The organism is Flavobacterium franklandianum, from assembly GCF_007097365.1.
Taxonomy (GTDB): domain Bacteria; phylum Bacteroidota; class Bacteroidia; order Flavobacteriales; family Flavobacteriaceae; genus Flavobacterium; species Flavobacterium franklandianum.
Genome location: NZ_VJZR01000005.1, coordinates 66,102 through 82,973, shown reverse-complemented (window position 1 = coordinate 82,973; position 16,872 = coordinate 66,102). Strand labels below are relative to the sequence as shown.

Genomic DNA, 16,872 nt, shown 5'->3' with positions numbered 1-16,872 from the left:
AAATAGAATACTACTTTTTAATACATATCATCTTAAAATTATACAATTCATTCCATAATTAATAATATCGTGATAAAAATAATATTTTAAATGATTTGTATAAAAAAAGACACAATAAATACAGATTAATGATTTTTTTTACTCTTGATTTGTTTAATATTAACCAAATAAAACTATTAAAAAATGAAAAAAAATGTACCAAAACTAATTAAATTAGCCATTACACTAACATTTTGTTTGTTTGCGTTCACAAATAGCGCCTACTCCCAAAGTCAAATAACAATCAGTGGTGAAATTAAAGGTATTGACGGAACTCCATTACCTGGTGCCAATGTATTAATTTCTGGAACCCAGACGGGATCTGCTGCCGATTTTGATGGAAAATTCGTTTTACGAAACATACCTTCTAATGCTGTATTAGATTTCAGCTATATTGGTTTTCAATCCCAATCAATAGAAGTGAACGGTCGTGCAACAATTAATGTTGTCCTGATTGCAGATAGCAATAACTTAGATGAGGTGGTAATTATAGGGTATCAATCAATTAGAAAGAAAGATCTAACTGGTGCTGTTTCTGTTGTAGACCCAATAAAAATAAATAAAAACATCACCAATTCTCTTGCGGAATCCTTACAAGGTTTAGCTGCAGGGATAACTGTGAGAAATGGTGGGCAACCTGGGCAAAACTCTCAGATAGAAATTAGAGGCGCAGCTAGCTTTGTCAATTCTAATCCATTATACATCATTGACGGAATGATTGCTGATGCCAATCAAACAGTAAACAACAATGATATTGAGTCAATACAAATTTTAAAAGATGCATCTGCAGCTGCAATTTATGGTTCACGAGCTGCAAATGGAGTAATTATTATAAAAACTAAATCTGGAAAAGAAGGTCCACTTAAAATTTCTGTTACTCTCAATACGGGAATACAGCAAATACCGCAAACTTGGGATGTAATGAATAGCAGCCAATACGCAAATTTACAAAAAACAAGTTTTACAAATTCTGGGTTAATTCCTCCATCATCAGTTGGAGCAAATTTCAATCCTAATATAAATACCGATTGGCAAAATGAAGTTACTCAAACTGGAAATACTTTAGATTTGAACATTGGAGCCTCTGGGGGCGGTAAAAATTCATCTTATTTTCTTTCAGCAAGTCAGTATGAAAACAAAGGAGTTCTAATTGGCAGGTCTTTTCAAAGAACTACTTTTAGGATAAATACCCAAATGAAAAAGGGAATAGTAACTATTGGTGAAAACCTATTATTATCAAATTCAAACACCAAACAACCTTTAGGGTCTTTTGATACTGGAAATCCTTTTTTTGATATGGTCACTATGTTGCCCGTTATTCCTGTCAAAGGTGCTGAATACATAAATGCTAATAATCCAGGTGGATGGGGAATAGGCACTGTTGATGCGGTTTCATTTTCAAAAAATCAGGTTGCTGTTACTGATGTTTTACGAGAAAGAATAAATTTTGCAAAAATAGTAGGTAATGCTTTTGTGAATGTAGATATAATGGAAGGGTTAAGCTATAAATTCAATGTTGGTATTGAAGCAAGTTACGACTTTTCTAAAGGCATAAGACGAAATGGAGTTACCCAATTTAATGCTGCAGTTCGCCCTAGTTTCATTGCTGATAACAGATCTAGATTTAGCAGTATTTTGATGGAACATACCCTTAATTTCAATAAAAAAGTAGGGAAACATAACCTAAATGGAGTTGTAGGTATTTCGGATCAACAAACAAAAAGAGATTTCTCCTTAGCAGTGAGAAGTGACATTACAGAATTGGGAGATCAAATATTTACTGAAATAAATTCAACAACAGGAACATCAGTTAGCGAGGGAGCAATCACCGATGATTATAGAACTTTTGGTTATCTAGGAAGAATAAATTATGATTATGATAGTAAATATTATCTAACGCTTACGGGAAGGATTGATGAAGATAGTCGTTTTAGCAAAGCACATAGAACTGGAAATTTCCCATCAATCGCTGGTGCTTGGAGAATTAGTAAAGAGAGTTTTTTCAATGTTCCGTGGATTAATGATTTAAAAGTAAATGCATCTTATGGTGAGTTAGGAATCGTAACTTTAGGTTCTTTTGATTGGCAAGGAACAATAAATAACAATACTAGAGCAATTCTTGGTGGCGTTGCGCAGGTTGGTTCATACCAAGCAACATTGGTAAACCCTGATTTGCGTTGGGAAAATAGAAAGACCCAAAATTATGGTTTAGAAGCATCATTATTTAATAATGCAGTAAAACTTTCAGCAGCCTATTACAATTCATTGTCCGAAGACGCATTGGTTACCAATTTGCCAATCGCTGTTTATTTGGGTAATTTAGGGGGTACTCCTCCTGTAAATGCTGGTTCTATTAGAAATACTGGCTTTGAACTTGAAGCATCATATAAGAATACTTCTAATGAGTTAAAATGGAATGTAGGGTTTAATTTAACAACCATTAAAAACCGAGTAGAAGAAGTTGGAAACCGTGGAGAAGGCATAGATTACATACAAACTGGATTGACCAGATCCAAGGTGGGACAACCATTAGGCCAATGGTATTTGTTAAAAACAGATGGCCTTTTTCAAAGTCAAGCTGAAATCGCTGCTCATTCTTTAAATGGCAATCCAATCCAGCCTTTTGCAAAACCTGGTGATGTCAAATTTATAGACGTTAATGGCGATGGTAAAATAACAGATACGGACAGGGACTTTAGTGGATCTTCTTCTTGGCCAACATTACAAACAGGAATACAGTTCGGTGCTAATTACAAAAATTTTGATTTAAGTGCGCAGTTTGTGGGAGTCTTTGGAAACGAAATATTTAATAGCGTGAGACAGCAATTAGATTCATATCAAAACACAAACTTTAGAAGTGATGTAAATCCTTGGACTGCAGCGAATACAAATACTAGCGATCCTAGAATTGGTGTAGCCACTAATGACCAAGGTTTAGTTGATAATGCAAGATTTAGTTCAGATAGATGGTTGGAAGATGGTTCATACTTAAGATTACGAAATATACAATTAGGCTATTCGTTTAGTGAAGACGTTCTAAAAAAAGTAAAAATAACAGGATTGCGTGTTTATGCAACGGGACAAAACTTATTTACAATCACGAAATATTCTGGGCTTGATCCTGATGTTCAAGGAAATGGAATTCTGGAAAGAGGTGTTGACAATGGAAACTGGCCAGCAAGTCGAATCATTGCATTTGGAGTAAATCTTGAATTTTAAAAACAAAAAATTAAAACAAAAAATTATGAAAAACATATTTATATTATTTGTACTGTTAACTGTTATCTCTTCTTGCAGTGACGAGTTAGATAAAGTTAACCCCAACGAAGTAACGAACCAAAGTTTTTGGAAAAACGAAACAGATGCCATAAAAGGTATAAATTCTTGCTACAGTACCTTACATCGAGGAGGATTTTCAAGATGGCAACCCATGCTTTACGATGTACGATCAGATGTAGGTGTTAGTTATAGTCCGTGGAGTGATTTAGCTAATGCAATTAATAATTTCATACAACCGGATTCAAATTTTGGACCAATGGTCGATGTATATTTCGACAATTATGTGGGGATTAATAGAGCAAATGCTGTACTTGCAAATGTACCAGCTATTGGTATGGATTCAAACTTAAAAGAAAGAGTGTTAGGAGAAGCATATTTTTTTAGAGGTATGCATTATTATCATTTAGCCAGTTTGTGGGGCAATGTTGTTCTGCAATTAGGACCATCTGCACCAACAGATTTACCGGCAACTTCAAGTGAGACGCAAGTTTGGGCTCAAGTAATTAAAGACTTAACTGATGCCGCTGCCCGTTTACCTAAAAATTATGCCGATCCTAAGGATCAAGGAAGAATTACTAAAGGAGGTGCCAATGCTTTATTAGCAAAAGCCTACATGCAAATTCGTGATTATGAATCAGCAAAAAAAGCGCTTGATTATTTAGTTACTGGAGATGGCGCGAGTAGTTATAATTTAGTATCTAATTATGCCGATAATTTTAAAATTACTTCGGAATTTAATGTTGAATCTGTAATTGAATGGAGTTATATAGAAAACCCTACTGAAGGAACGGATAATGATGTACAAACTGCTAACCATAATTTTGGAACCTCTGTTGGACAATTTTATGCACCACCTGGAGTAGGCTGGTCAGATGCTGAAGCTCTAAGATGGCCAATTGCTGAATTCGAAATTGAGAAAACCATTACCAACCAAAGAGATCCTCGACTGCCTGCAACATTTCTGTACAACTTTACTAACGAGGCCGGTCCTGCTGCCACAATGGTATATGGCGAGACATTTTTGCAAAGATATGGCAACAATAAACGCGTTTCCTTTAGAAAGTTTCTTCACGACCATGCCAGAAATTTTGAAGGCTATAGAGGAATAAATAACTACAGATTTATTAGGTATGCCGATGTGCTTTTAATGTATGCGGAATGTTTAAATGCAACTGGAAAAACAAATGATGCCTATCAATATGTTAATCGAGTTAGAGCAAGAGCTGGTTTAGCTCCCTTAACAACAGGTATGTCGCAAACAGCATTTTTAACACAAATTAAACACGAACGCCTTCTAGAATTAACTGGAGAAGGTCACAGGTTCAATGATTTAAAAAGGTGGGGTGATCTAGCACCAACATTAAGTAGCAAAGATCCTGGATTTAATAATTTTGTTAAAGGCAAACACGAATTACTGCCTATTCCGCAAAGAGATCTGGATATTAATCCTAATATGTCACAGAATCCTAATTGGTAAAATATAGATTATTAACCCGTTGGCCATAATTATTGAAAATTAATTACACCCAACGGGTTCTATTACAATGTTAAATTTAATGGTCGCAGTTATGGAATCTTTGCTAAAAATAATGTTTAGAAAATACAGGTGTATTTTTATAGTCTCTTGTGCAGTAAGTTTATTTGTTTCTTGCAGCAGCGGCCAAATTAACAATGAAAGCCCAAAAATTGACCCACCTACTAAACCTAATACCTTTAAAAATCCTATTATGATCTCTGGAGCAGATCCATGGGTTTATAAAAATGGCAATGAATATTTGGTGACATTTACTACTGGTGATAATATTACACTAATAAGAACAGAGAAAATGTCTGAACTTAAAAATGGTACAAAAAAAATAATTTGGACCCCGCCTTCATCTGGTTTTAATTCGAAAGAAATATGGGCGCCCGAATTACATAAAATTAATGGAAAATGGTATGTCTATTACGCTGCAAGTGATGGCGATAATAAAAATCACAAAATGTGGGTTCTTGAAAACACATCACAAGATCCTTTTCAAGGAATGTGGATAGATAAGGGGGAATTAAAATTGCCCGATGATAAATGGGCAATCGATGGAACCCATATCGAGATTAACAATGAGTATTACTTTGCTTGGTCTGGATGGGCTGGTGATACTAATGTCAGTCAAAATCTATACATAGCCAAATTGGAAACCCCCTTTAAAGTTTCAACGGAAAGAGTGTGTTTATTAAAACCAATAGAACCTTGGGAAACTAATAATACCAATCCGTTAGTATTAGAAGCACCTCAATTTTTAATTAAAGACAACAAAATATTCTTGTTTTATTCGGCTGGAGGTTGTTGGACTGATGGATATAGTATAGGAATGATATCGATGGATGCATCCAAAAATCCTTTAGATGTAAACTCGTGGTCAAGAACCAAGAACAATCCTCTTTTTACATCCAATACAACTGGCAATAGTTTTGGGCCTGGTCACAATTCTTTCTTTAAATCGCTGAACGGCAAAGAGGATTGGATTTTATATCATGCCAACCCGCAACCTGAACAAGGATGTGGCGAAAATAGATCAATGAGAATGCAGCAATTTACGTGGGACAACAATGGCTTTCCAGTTTTTGGAATTCCGGAGCATCTAAATAAAGAAATAAATATTCCTGCAGGGGAATAATTTAAAGATATTTAATCCTTAAAATAATAATATTTAGAGGGTTAAAGGTTTGGTTAGTTAGTTGAAAAAACTACCGTTTTTTAATAAAACGGTAGTTTTTAAAAGAAAAAAGAAAAAATTTAATTAAATCTCAATAATATTAAAATGAAAAAATACATCTTAAACCTGTTTTTAATTCTTACTATACATGTAGGATTAGCTCAAGAAAACAATCAGAATAAATGGTCCATTACGAAAGCAGAAAATTGGTATGCTCAAAATAATTGGATGGTAGGAGCTAATTTTATCCCAAGTACTGCCATAAATCAATTGGAGATGTGGCAGGCAGACACGTTTGATCAAGGAACAATCGACAAAGAATTGGGGTATGCTCAAAGTATTGGAATGAACACGATGCGTGTATACCTGCATAGTTTAGTTTACAAGGAGAATCCCGAAGGGTTTAAAAATCGGATCAAAACATATTTAAAAATAGCAGATAAACACAGTATTAAAACTATTTTTGTGATATTTGATGATGTATGGGATAAAAACCCAAAAATGGGTGTACAGCCAAGTCCTAAACCTGGAATACATAATTCTGGTTGGGTACAAGATCCGGGCGACCCTGCTTATAAAGAAGAGAAAAATTTTCCGGAACTAAAAATTTATGTTCAAGATATTATCAAAACATTTTCTAATGATGACCGTGTTCTGATGTGGGATTTATATAATGAACCTGGAAATAATGATAAATTAAATTCGTCAATTAATCTGCTTACTAAAGTTTTTGAATGGGCTCGAGAAATTAACCCTAGTCAGCCTTTAACGGCTGGATTGTGGACTTGGAGTTTTCAAGAACTTAATGCTTTCCAAGCATTAAACTCTGATATTATTACCTACCATCATTATGGGGATGTTGCAGAGCACCAACAAGTAATTCATTTATTAAAATCACATGGCAGACCCATGATTTGTACAGAATATATGGCACGAACTAGAAATAGCAGGTTTTCAAATATTTTGCCATTGTTAAAGAAAGAAAACATTGGAGCAATTAATTGGGGCTTGGTAGCAGGGAAGTCAAATACTATTTATCAATGGGATACTCCTATGTTAAGTGGAGAAGAGCCTGTCGAATGGTTCCACGATGTGTTTAAAAAGGATGGCACGCCTTATCGTCAAGATGAAGTTAATTTGATAAAAAAATTGACCGCAAAAAAATAATGATACAAGATAATTCACTATTTTTTTTTTAAAATCATTCTATTTATGATTCTTATTGCGACAAATTAATAAAGAAAAAATAGTATCAAAAATAGTGACATTCGGTCTGCTTGATAAAATATCTCAAGTGTATAGAAAAAACAATAGAACTTAATAGGCTGCTGGATTATTGAAAAATCAAAAATAAAATTCATGAAATTAAATAAATTGTTTGTAGTTCTTTGTATTTGTTATTTTCAAATGGGAATGTCTCAGTCATTCACTCAACCTATTGCAGATCTAGCAGATCCCCATATTACTTATGTAAATGGGTACTATTATTACACTGGAACTACGGGTGGAGACATTTCTATTAAAAAAGCAACAACTCTTGAAGGCTTAAAACAAGTACGGCTCACAAAATTATTTGGGCCAGGAAATGTGGGTGCTCAAACAGGGGATTATTGGGCGCCAGAATTACATCGACTAGATGGAAAGTGGTACATTTATTATACAGCTAAAGAAACTGGGTCAAATGTTCAAAAATCATTCGTGATCGAAAATAGTAACAGCGACCCAATGTCAAATAATTGGAATTTCAGGGGAAAGCTTTCTTCGGCGGGTGCGGATTATTATGCTATAGATGGAACTGTTCTGGAACTTTTAGGTAATCGCTATTTTTTCTGGTCAGGAATAGATGCAACAACAAATGCACTTGGAAGAGATAAACCGCAAAGAATTTATGTGTCTTTAATGAGTAATCCTTGGACTCTGACTGGCTCAAGGTCATTGTTATCAAGCCCAGGGGAATTGTCTGGAGGGAATTTTGGTGATGTAAATGAAGGACCTGAAATTCTTTTAAAAAACGGAAAGGTATTTATGGCCTATTCTGCCAATGGGTGTTGGACACCAGACTACAAAATGGGGATGATGTATATGAATGATACTGCTAATCCTTTACTTCTGTCTTCTTGGACAAAGATGCATGACCCTGTTTTTGTAACAAATGCAGCAACCCGTAGCTATGGTCCGGGACACAATTGTTTCTTTAAATCTCCAGACGGTTCTGAAGATTGGTTTGCATATCATGCAACGCCAAATTCTGGAGGTGATTGCGGAAATACTAGAACTACAAGAGCTCAAAAAATCACTTTTGATGGAAGCGGAATTCCACAATTTGGACAGCCTTCCGTTATAGGTGAACCAATAAAAGCCCCTAGTGGAGAGCCTGCATTGCCTATTCAAGCTATGGCAAATGGGCTGTATAAGATTAAACAAAAGAACACCACAAAATTAGTAGAAATTGGTGGAGCTGTTTATGGCAATCCTGCAAGCATCATACAGTGGGAAGATAACGGTGGACTCGGACAACAATGGTGGATTCAAGCTACTGGGGATGGTTATTATACTTTTATATCTGCATTGAGTGGTTTAGCAATGGAAATTGGAGGTTGTAGCGTTTCTAATCTCGCCAGTGCCGCAATTTGGACGCCTAATGGAGCTCCTTGCCAATTATGGACCATAACGGATATCGGTTCAGGGAATTATAGTATTACTAATAAGAATAGTGGTAAAGCACTCGAGATAGATGCTGCTGACATCAATGTTAACGGGGGAAATGTTCAGCAAAATGCTTCGACTGGAACAGATAATCAACAGTTTAAACTTGAATTTGTGAGAGCAACGTTAAACACATTAAATATGGATAGGTCTAACACGGTGAAAATTTATCCAAATCCAGCAAAAGAAAAATTTACAATTACTGGACTAAATAACCAAGACAGCATTGTACAAATAAAAATTATTGATATTGCAGGGAAAACTATAAGAGAAACTAATACGACTACGACTGATGGGGAATGTAAGGTTGATGTTTCGTCTTTAAAATCAGGATTATATTTTCTTCATATTACCACTGAAATAACTACAATTTACGAGAAAATAATAATTGATTAAACCTATAATCTAATAGTATATTAAATATCGAAAATTTAGTCAAAAAACATTAAAAAAACAACAATGAAAAAAGCGATTTTAATTATGTCTTTTTTATTTATATCCCTTACAACATTGGGGCAGAAAAACACACATACCTCCATTACATTACTTAATAAAAGTGATTTTGAAACAGAAATTGACGGTAAACAAGTGCGATTGTACACTTTAAAGAATCATTCGGGAATGATTTCGGAAATTACTAATTATGGAGGCAAAGTTGTTTCATTGTGGACGCCAGATAGAAAAGGTCATTATGAGGACATAGTTTTGGGATATTCAAATATTAAAGATTATTTAAAGTCTAAAGAAAAATATTTTGGAGCTTTAATCGGAAGATATGGTAATCGTATTGCTAATGGAAAATTTGCATTAAATGGTAAAGAATATGATTTAGCCAAAAACAATGGACTTAACCATCTTCATGGAGGAAACAAAGGCTTAGAATCTGTTGTTTGGGATGCAAAACAAGTGGACGGTCAAACTTTAGAGTTGCGATATATATCCAAAAATAGAGAGGAGGGTTATCCTGGAAATCTTACTATAAAAGTTGTTTACAAACTTACAGATAACAATGAATTGAAAATAGAGTATTGGGCTTCTACTGATGAACCAACAGTTATAAACTTAACACATCATTCATTTTTTAATTTAAAAGGAGCAGGAAATGGTACAATTAATAACCATCTTTTGCAAATTAATGCAGCATATTATACTCCCGTTGATAATGGATTGATTCCAACAGGAGAGATCGCTAGTGTAGAAAATTCACCTTTTGACTTCCAAAAAATGATTGAGATTGGCCAGAGAGTAGACACTGAAAATCAGCAACTAAAATATGGACTTGGTTATGACCTCAATTTTGTCCTAAATCAAAAATTGGAAGGTCTAAACTATGCAGCAAAAGTCATAGAACCTGTGTCAGGAAGGACTATGGAAGTTTATACAAATGAACCTGGTTTACAGTTTTATGGAGGCAATTTTTTGAATGGAACCGAAACTGGAAAAAACAGTAAACTATATGAATATAGAGTCGCATTTTGTCTTGAAACCCAACATTTTCCTGATAGTCCTAATAAAATACATTTTCCCACTACTATATTAAATCCCAGAGATGAATACTATTCTATTTGTATTTATAAGTTTTTTGTTTCAAAATAAAAAACAAATTCTAAATAATGTAAGTAAGAACAATCAAGCGGTCTCTTTACAGTCGTTCCCTTTGTTCGGTCGGGCTTATGCATCCACAATACAGCTTCATTTCGTTACAGTCATTCGTTCGCTTAACGCTCCATTCCATTCCGCTACAAGCGCTCTCATTCATTTCACTGCATTCCAGCAGTATTTTGTCTGCCGCCCTCAGTTTTTTCAGCGGTGGCTCCTTCGCGCAGCTATCAGGGTTGGCTCCGCTCTCTTTCTCTTGCATTTTTCCATTCTATAGAAACCCTTCACTTTGATTACAAAATTCCTCTTTTAACAAACATCCGACTCGCAATCGATGGTCGCTTTTCCCTAAATCAAGGCACGCCATTGGCAGTCTTATATTTCTTCCCCGCCGTTTCAAACTCGCAATACTTCTCTCCACTTCTTCTCGCAAAAGACGGGACTACATTCCGTTCCCGTCCTGTCGTGGCTGTTCGATTGCCGCATCACCGCCGACTTCGCTCCACGAAAAATAATCATTTCCGCTACCGCTACAATCATTTTTTTTCTGCGGTGGGGGTGTTTAAAATCTTCTACAATAACTATGGTGAATTTTCTCGAAAAGAAAGAGAAAAGAATCCGAAAAATTTAGCATCCATTCCTCACTTCTAGGGGGCTTCCCCTAAACTTGTTTCAGGATCGTTATAATATTTTGAAACAGGGTCACCCTCCATTCCCGTTCGTCATTTCTGTTGACTGTATAGCTTTTTTTTCTTTTTTCTTTCCATAAAAATACCTCCAAATAGTGTCTAACTTTTGGGGGCAGTCTATAATGCATTAGTAGGAGGTGATACAAATTCCTTCCTCTCTGCGAAAACAAAATTCCTTAAAATTTTATAATTTTAAGGAATTTTTATTTTTAAAATCTATCTTAATTTTATTCTTTTAATCTTCTAGAGTTCAATTCTATTGTGATTTCGTCCATCTTTTTTTGGTTGAGTGGATATAAAAACATAAATCCAGCTGCTAGAATTGTGATGACTGCTGGTACCCAACTCATAAGCATAATTATCCCTGGGATTGAACTTTTTATTGCAGTTGCATCCTGTCCGTCATAGTGGAATGCGCCTAGAATTAAACCAATAATAGCTCCGGCAATTCCACCACCAAATTTGGTAGCGAATGATCCAGCCGAATAAATAAGTCCAGTAGCTCTTCGCCCGTTTTTGAATTCAGAATAATCAGCTGCATCACCAAGCATTACAAAAAACAAGGTAGGAAACATAGCCGCCGCAAATTCAGATGCCATTCCAAGTGCAAAAATGGCTTCAATATTTGTAGAATCACAAAAAACGAGTAAAGCATTTACTGCTCCAGAAAACAATAATGAGTAGATGAATAAGTTCCGTTTGCCAAATCTCTTTCCTAAAGGGGCTGTTGCCAATGCGCCTGCTACCGATACTAATGCTAATCCAATCAAAAAAGAGGCTGACAATAATTGATTATTCAAATAATGTGTAAAGTAGATAATAACAATGCCTTGTTTGATAGAATTATAAACATTGAATAATAATCCAACGAACATCAGAACTACCCAAGGTCTATTTGCAATTAATTCTTTTAAATCTTGTTTTAAATTATTTTCTTGAGTTTTTGGTGGTTGTACTCTTTCTTTGGTCGTATAAAAAGTGATAAACATAAAGAACGTTAGAAAGACAGACATCAAATACATTGAGTTGCTATAACCACGATTTTGATCAACGATTGAAATAGAACTTTCGGTTATATTAGGCTCTCCAGCGACAGTAAAGGAATATTTTTTATCTGCTTCCATAGCAAAACTTTTTCTATTGGTTGGAGTGTTTTTTTCGGGACTTAATGTAGCATCGTTAAAAGCAAATGTGGCAAACCCATTTTCGGTTTTAATAGTAGCATTTTGGACATCATTTGAAGCAGAAACTATCACATTGTATTTTTCATCACTCAATTTATTGACTTCTATTGATGGGTTTACATTACCGAAATAGGCAACTAAAAAAAGTAGCGCTCCTTGCACAATCATTCCGCCTCCAAAAGCTCCAGCCATTCTAAAAGAACCCAAACTTGTTCTTTCTTTGTCGTCGCCCGTCATTACTGCCATAAGGGCTCCGTAAGGAATGTTATTTACTGTATAAATTAAGGTAAAAAAGATGTAGGTTATGTAAGCATACAATAATTTACCTGAAGAGCCAAAGTCAGGATTTGTAAATAATAAAGCAAGAATAACCCCTAATGGAATTGCCGACCATAAAATCCAAGGGCGAAATTTTCCATATTTTGATGTGGTTCTATCCGCAACAACTCCCATTATTATATCGGCAATTCCATCGCTAAAACGAGCAACTAGCATTAAAACTCCCACGACTACAGGACTCAATCCTAAAACATCGGTATAGTATATAAATAAAAAAGTCGCTACACCTCTCCAAGCAATATTTGCAGCACCATCTCCTAATGCGTATCCAATCTTTTCTTTTAACGATATTTTATTATTCATAATCAATTTCGGTTTGGTTGGTTTTTTTACTGTTTAAAAATTCTTTTTTTTTATTTGTTAATGGCATTAATGGCGTTTACAAGAAAGGCAAGGGGTGCATTCCAATTTATTGCAATTTCATTTGTAGAATAGCTACATTCCATATCTGCATAAGAAAGCGCTGGAAAAGTTGATTTGTATTTATCTTCCCCACAGTCTGACTTTGCTGTTGTTGTTGGCCCACCAACTAAAAGTCCCGGAATTGGCGCATCGATTTTATCTGCCGAAGAGCGTCTGTCGTGAATGTGTTTTGGACTATTGTCTCCAAAACTGGTTACGAAACACATGTTCAACGGATTTGAACCAAGGATATAATGAAGGCAATCTTCGGCCGCTTTAAAATATTTTTTTCCCCCTGAAATGGTATAGGCGTGTAACAATAATAAGCCTTGGTTTGCTAAATCGCTATTGCTTCCCCAAGAAAAAGAATTCATCGAAATTTTGAATGGCGATTTTTGATTTATTTTGTATAATTGATCCGCTGTGTTTAATAAATTTTGTTTTATAAGTTCAATTTTGTCTTTTATTTTACCATCCTTTATTTTGTCAGTAGAAGAAATTAACGAAAAAGCACCAAGGGATTCCACTTGTGACCAAGTAGGGGTTGTTATTTTTAAATCTGTAGGCAAATGATTTAAATAGACTTCATTTTTGGTAGAAAGGTAAAGCTCGATAGCTGCCCAGTACTTTTCATCGTCTATGTTTTTGTTTCCATATTCGCCAGTTGAAATATCTTTTGGTTGCACATACAACACATTCGGATTTTTTTGCGCCCAGTTCCAAGCGTTTTTTGATCTAATTAAACATAAGTTCGACAAATGAGGATATTCATTTTCATATTTAGAAAAAACACGAGAAACTTTTGCCATTACAGCAGCAAAATCAAGGGTAGCCGCAGTAGATTTCATTACTACATATCGATCTAATTTATCGTCTTGTGGCATAATCATTCCGCAAAAATTTTTGCTAGTCAATTTATGATACACCCCACCATCATTTGGATCTTGCATGGTCAACATCCAACGTAAATTGACCAATATTTCATCTAAAAGGTCAGGAACTTGATTGGAATTTTCAGGAATTTTTAATTTCAAGTTTTTCGAATATTCAGGATACATTTCGTACAATTGAAGCAAAGTATGAACCGTAATTCCCGAGTTTACAATGTATTTGTTATAATCGCCCGCATCATACCAACCACTTGGGGAGGAAATTATTGAACCCTCAGGTCTTTTATCAGTAGCTGCCGATGCGTGAATAATTACTTTATCGTCAGGATGACCCAAAGGGCGAGCATAAATTCCGGCGTATTTTTCTGAAATAGTTTCGGAGGCACGCGCCAAATAAAAGGCTTCGAGTGATTTTGTTCCTAAATTTTCATAAACAACATTATCAATGGTAATTGTTTTAGAAGAATTTCCAACAACAATTGTGTATTTTCCGGATTTTTGAATACTTGAAAAATCAGTAATACTCACATTTTTACCTGCGGATTCCCAATATTTAGGGGATGAAATTTCGCCATTATAAACAACTTCATTGTTTGAAGTATTTATAATTTTAAAAGTTTTCACGTCTGAATCACAAATAAAGGCTCGTTTTTCGGAAATTGGTTTATATCCAATCTGATTGAGTAGGATTGTTTGCGCTTGAACGGATGAAATCGAAAAAAGCAAGAATAAAAATAAAAACAGTTTTTTGATAGTTGTTTTCATGGTTTTCAATATTTATTTTTTTGTTCTTTAAATACGCATTAAGGTGAATTTATATAAAGGTTAGCAAATCGATAAATAAAGCTGAATTGTTTGTGTTTTCTTTATAAAAACAGGAGCTATTTAATTCAAAAAAAAGCACTTAGCCATTTTGCTAGTTTAAGGTGGGTACATACCAAACCTCTTTTTTTAAATTTACGCCACCATTCATTTCTTCCTGAACCACTCTATCAATAATAATCAATCCCTTTTGAGCCATATTTTCAAAGGAGTCAATGCCATTATTTGGAAAACCTATCCTAGTTCGATGAATGTTAAATTGGTTTGAAAAATTGCGATTGAAAGCTTTTTCAACGCCATCTTTACCTATCATAAAACCCAATAAGCCTCCCCAAGTTGCTGTAGGATTGTCAGAATCCCAACCTGCAAGAGCACCTATTTTTATCGTCTCGACAATATTTCCCTCTCCATAAAGAAGACTAATAATACTCGATGCAAAATTGATTCCTGCTGCAAAACAACCATTGCAATATCTGTTTTCTGAGGTCATAGTATATCCGTCTGCTTGTTCCACTTGATATCTTTGGTACACTTCATCCCGAGTTTGCTCCCAAGGTATGTTTGCTAAATACTTGCTTTTTATAAAATCATACATTTTGGCAGGGTATGAATCATTTGGAAGGTGTTTTCTTGATTTGTCTGCCATCCAAAGTATTTTGTCTTTATCAGATTTTTTATCATCTACAGCAGATGCTAAAGAATACATCAAGACATAAAATTCAGAAATTAATTTGGCATTATTACTTGCGGTTGTTGCAATAGGTAAGGAGGCCATTTTTAATGCAATATCAGGTCTGGCGGGAGCAAAAAAACCAAAAATTTCGGTTGTTAACTGCGCATCTATCATTTCAGAATCTGGATTATTTATTGGGTCACTTGTAGCAGGGGGGATCATTCCTTGATTCATCAAATCAAAAGCTTTTTGGTTGGATACCCATAAATAATTTTCTTCTTCTTTCTTAATATGAGCTAGCCAACCATCACGTATTTCTTTGCCAGTAAGAATTGACTTTTTATTGGTGTAAAGCAATTCTTGATATAGATATTCTATGTCGGTATCATCATCTGAACCCCAAATATCATTAGGGTTTACAAATACAAAATCAATATTTTTTGATAAATTACTAGGAACACCTTGCCCCCAAACACTTGGTTGATCTGTTTTTCCCCAATCGTCACGAGTGTAAAAAGCACCTGTTTTAATTTCGCCAATAGAGCCAATTTTATCCATTTCAGTTACTAAACCTGTCCAGTTGGCAATGCATTGGCCAAGCCAAAATCCATACAACTTATTCTTGTATTCTTTTCTGTTTATGATTTTATCAGATGATTTTGGTTTATAAGATTTGTATATTAGAGCACCATTGGTTGGGTTATTATTTTTTCTGTTTTGGCTTATTATTATGTTGTTGGAAAAAGTTAAAATCAGTATGATTGCGATATATTTAATAAATTTATAATACATTTTATAATTGTTTTGAGTTTATTATTTAGAGAAAATAGAGTTTTGGTCTAAAGCAGAAAATTCTTGACCATTTGGTCCATCATTCTCTATAAGTGCAGGAGCTAGAGCTCCTGGCATTACTGCTTCGACGGGATTGTCTGCATGTTCGCCTCCTAAATCTGTTCGTAGCCAGCTTGGGTCTAGCGTGTTTATTCTCACTGGAGTATTTTGAAGTTTTATAGAAAGATCATCAGTCAACTTATTAACTGCCCATTTTGAAGCTCCGTAAGGGGCTAGTTCGGGTTCTCCTTTTATTCCAGATGTTAAGTTTATTACTCGGCCAAAACCATTTTCTATCATTGAGGGGATAAATGCACGACATAAACTGTACATGGCAAATACATTTACTTTGAAACTTTCCATCCATTCATCCCAACTATGATTCCAAAAATCGGTATGATAGGGCGTCATTACTGCAGCATTATTGTATAAAATATCTATATTAATATGTAATTCTTTTACTTGTTTTATGATTAGGTTTACTTGGGATTCACTAGATAGTTCGCCATAGACACAATATATTTTTACATTAAAGTTCTTGACTAAATCAAGTGTTTTAGCACAACTTTCTTTAGTTCTTCCGTGAACAATAATGTTGCATCCTAATTGAGCTAGTCCTATAACAATTTGTTGCCCTATTCCGCGGCTAGAACCTGTAACTAGAGCATTTTTTCCTTTTATATCGATCATGATTTTTGATATTTTTACAATGGTTAATGTCGA

General features: G+C 34.8%; 11 protein-coding genes. 7 read left to right on the top strand and 4 right to left on the bottom strand.

Annotated features, from left to right (window positions below; genetic code table 11):
* Positions 1–183: 183 nt before the first annotated feature.
* The 7 genes from FNW17_RS07895 (at position 184) to FNW17_RS07865 (ending at position 10,970) form a co-directional block, all read left to right on the top strand.
* Entirely contained in the window at positions 184–3,258 is a 3,075-nt protein-coding gene (locus tag FNW17_RS07895) for a SusC/RagA family TonB-linked outer membrane protein (RefSeq protein WP_143389262.1), read from the top strand.
* A gap of 25 nt (positions 3,259–3,283) precedes the next feature.
* Positions 3,284–4,795, top strand: a complete 1,512-nt coding sequence (locus tag FNW17_RS07890) for a RagB/SusD family nutrient uptake outer membrane protein (protein ID WP_143389263.1) — start codon at positions 3,284–3,286, stop codon at positions 4,793–4,795.
* Positions 4,796–4,862: 67 nt separating this feature from the next.
* Positions 4,863–5,975 carry a glycoside hydrolase family 43 protein gene (locus FNW17_RS07885; RefSeq protein ID WP_394344367.1) on the top strand — a complete coding sequence of 371 codons (1,113 nt, stop codon included), beginning with the start codon at positions 4,863–4,865 and terminating at the stop codon, positions 5,973–5,975.
* A 144-nt stretch (positions 5,976–6,119) separates the two neighbouring features.
* On the top strand, positions 6,120–7,181 hold the full coding sequence (locus FNW17_RS07880; RefSeq protein WP_143389265.1) for a glycoside hydrolase family 2 TIM barrel-domain containing protein: 1,062 nt from the start codon (positions 6,120–6,122) through the stop codon (positions 7,179–7,181).
* A 192-nt stretch (positions 7,182–7,373) separates the two neighbouring features.
* Positions 7,374–9,116, top strand: coding sequence for a family 43 glycosylhydrolase (locus tag FNW17_RS07875; protein ID WP_144071367.1), 1,743 nt, complete (start codon positions 7,374–7,376; stop codon positions 9,114–9,116).
* Positions 9,117–9,179: 63 nt separating this feature from the next.
* Complete coding sequence (locus FNW17_RS07870; protein ID WP_143389267.1) at positions 9,180–10,316, top strand: aldose epimerase family protein; 1,137 nt, start codon at positions 9,180–9,182, stop codon at positions 10,314–10,316.
* Between the two features lie 213 nt (positions 10,317–10,529).
* Positions 10,530–10,970, top strand: coding sequence for a hypothetical protein (locus tag FNW17_RS07865; protein WP_143389268.1), 441 nt, complete (start codon positions 10,530–10,532; stop codon positions 10,968–10,970).
* 265 nt (positions 10,971–11,235) lie between these two features.
* Here the strand turns inward: FNW17_RS07865 and FNW17_RS07860 are convergent, their stop codons facing one another.
* The 4 genes from FNW17_RS07860 to FNW17_RS07845 form a co-directional block, all read right to left on the bottom strand.
* On the bottom strand, positions 11,236–12,834 hold the full coding sequence (locus FNW17_RS07860) for an MFS transporter (RefSeq protein ID WP_144071366.1): 1,599 nt from the start codon (positions 12,832–12,834) through the stop codon (positions 11,236–11,238).
* Positions 12,835–12,884: 50 nt separating this feature from the next.
* Positions 12,885–14,588 (bottom strand): glycoside hydrolase family 9 protein, encoded by a 1,704-nt coding sequence (locus tag FNW17_RS07855; protein ID WP_144071365.1) that lies wholly within the window; start codon positions 14,586–14,588, stop codon positions 12,885–12,887.
* Positions 14,589–14,739: 151 nt separating this feature from the next.
* Complete coding sequence (locus tag FNW17_RS07850) at positions 14,740–16,110, bottom strand: ADP-ribosylglycohydrolase family protein (protein WP_143389271.1); 1,371 nt, start codon at positions 16,108–16,110, stop codon at positions 14,740–14,742.
* A gap of 21 nt (positions 16,111–16,131) precedes the next feature.
* On the bottom strand, positions 16,132–16,839 hold the full coding sequence (locus FNW17_RS07845) for an SDR family NAD(P)-dependent oxidoreductase (protein WP_218043749.1): 708 nt from the start codon (positions 16,837–16,839) through the stop codon (positions 16,132–16,134).
* Positions 16,840–16,872 lie beyond the last annotated feature (33 nt).

What these genes read in the sequence shown, in the direction of transcription:
- FNW17_RS07875 (WP_144071367.1), top strand. Translation starts at nt 7,374, where the DNA reads ATGAAATTAAATAAATTGTTTGTAGTTCTTTGTATTTGTTATTTTCAA.
- FNW17_RS07890 (WP_143389263.1), top strand. Translation starts at nt 3,284, where the DNA reads ATGAAAAACATATTTATATTATTTGTACTGTTAACTGTTATCTCTTCT.
- FNW17_RS07850 (WP_143389271.1), bottom strand. Translation starts at nt 16,110, where the DNA reads ATGTATTATAAATTTATTAAATATATCGCAATCATACTGATTTTAACT.
- FNW17_RS07855 (WP_144071365.1), bottom strand. Translation starts at nt 14,588, where the DNA reads ATGAAAACAACTATCAAAAAACTGTTTTTATTTTTATTCTTGCTTTTT.
- FNW17_RS07885 (WP_394344367.1), top strand. Translation starts at nt 4,863, where the DNA reads ATGTTAAATTTAATGGTCGCAGTTATGGAATCTTTGCTAAAAATAATG.
- FNW17_RS07880 (WP_143389265.1), top strand. Translation starts at nt 6,120, where the DNA reads ATGAAAAAATACATCTTAAACCTGTTTTTAATTCTTACTATACATGTA.
- FNW17_RS07845 (WP_218043749.1), bottom strand. Translation starts at nt 16,839, where the DNA reads ATGATCGATATAAAAGGAAAAAATGCTCTAGTTACAGGTTCTAGCCGC.
- FNW17_RS07895 (WP_143389262.1), top strand. Translation starts at nt 184, where the DNA reads ATGAAAAAAAATGTACCAAAACTAATTAAATTAGCCATTACACTAACA.
- FNW17_RS07860 (WP_144071366.1), bottom strand. Translation starts at nt 12,834, where the DNA reads ATGAATAATAAAATATCGTTAAAAGAAAAGATTGGATACGCATTAGGA.
- FNW17_RS07870 (WP_143389267.1), top strand. Translation starts at nt 9,180, where the DNA reads ATGAAAAAAGCGATTTTAATTATGTCTTTTTTATTTATATCCCTTACA.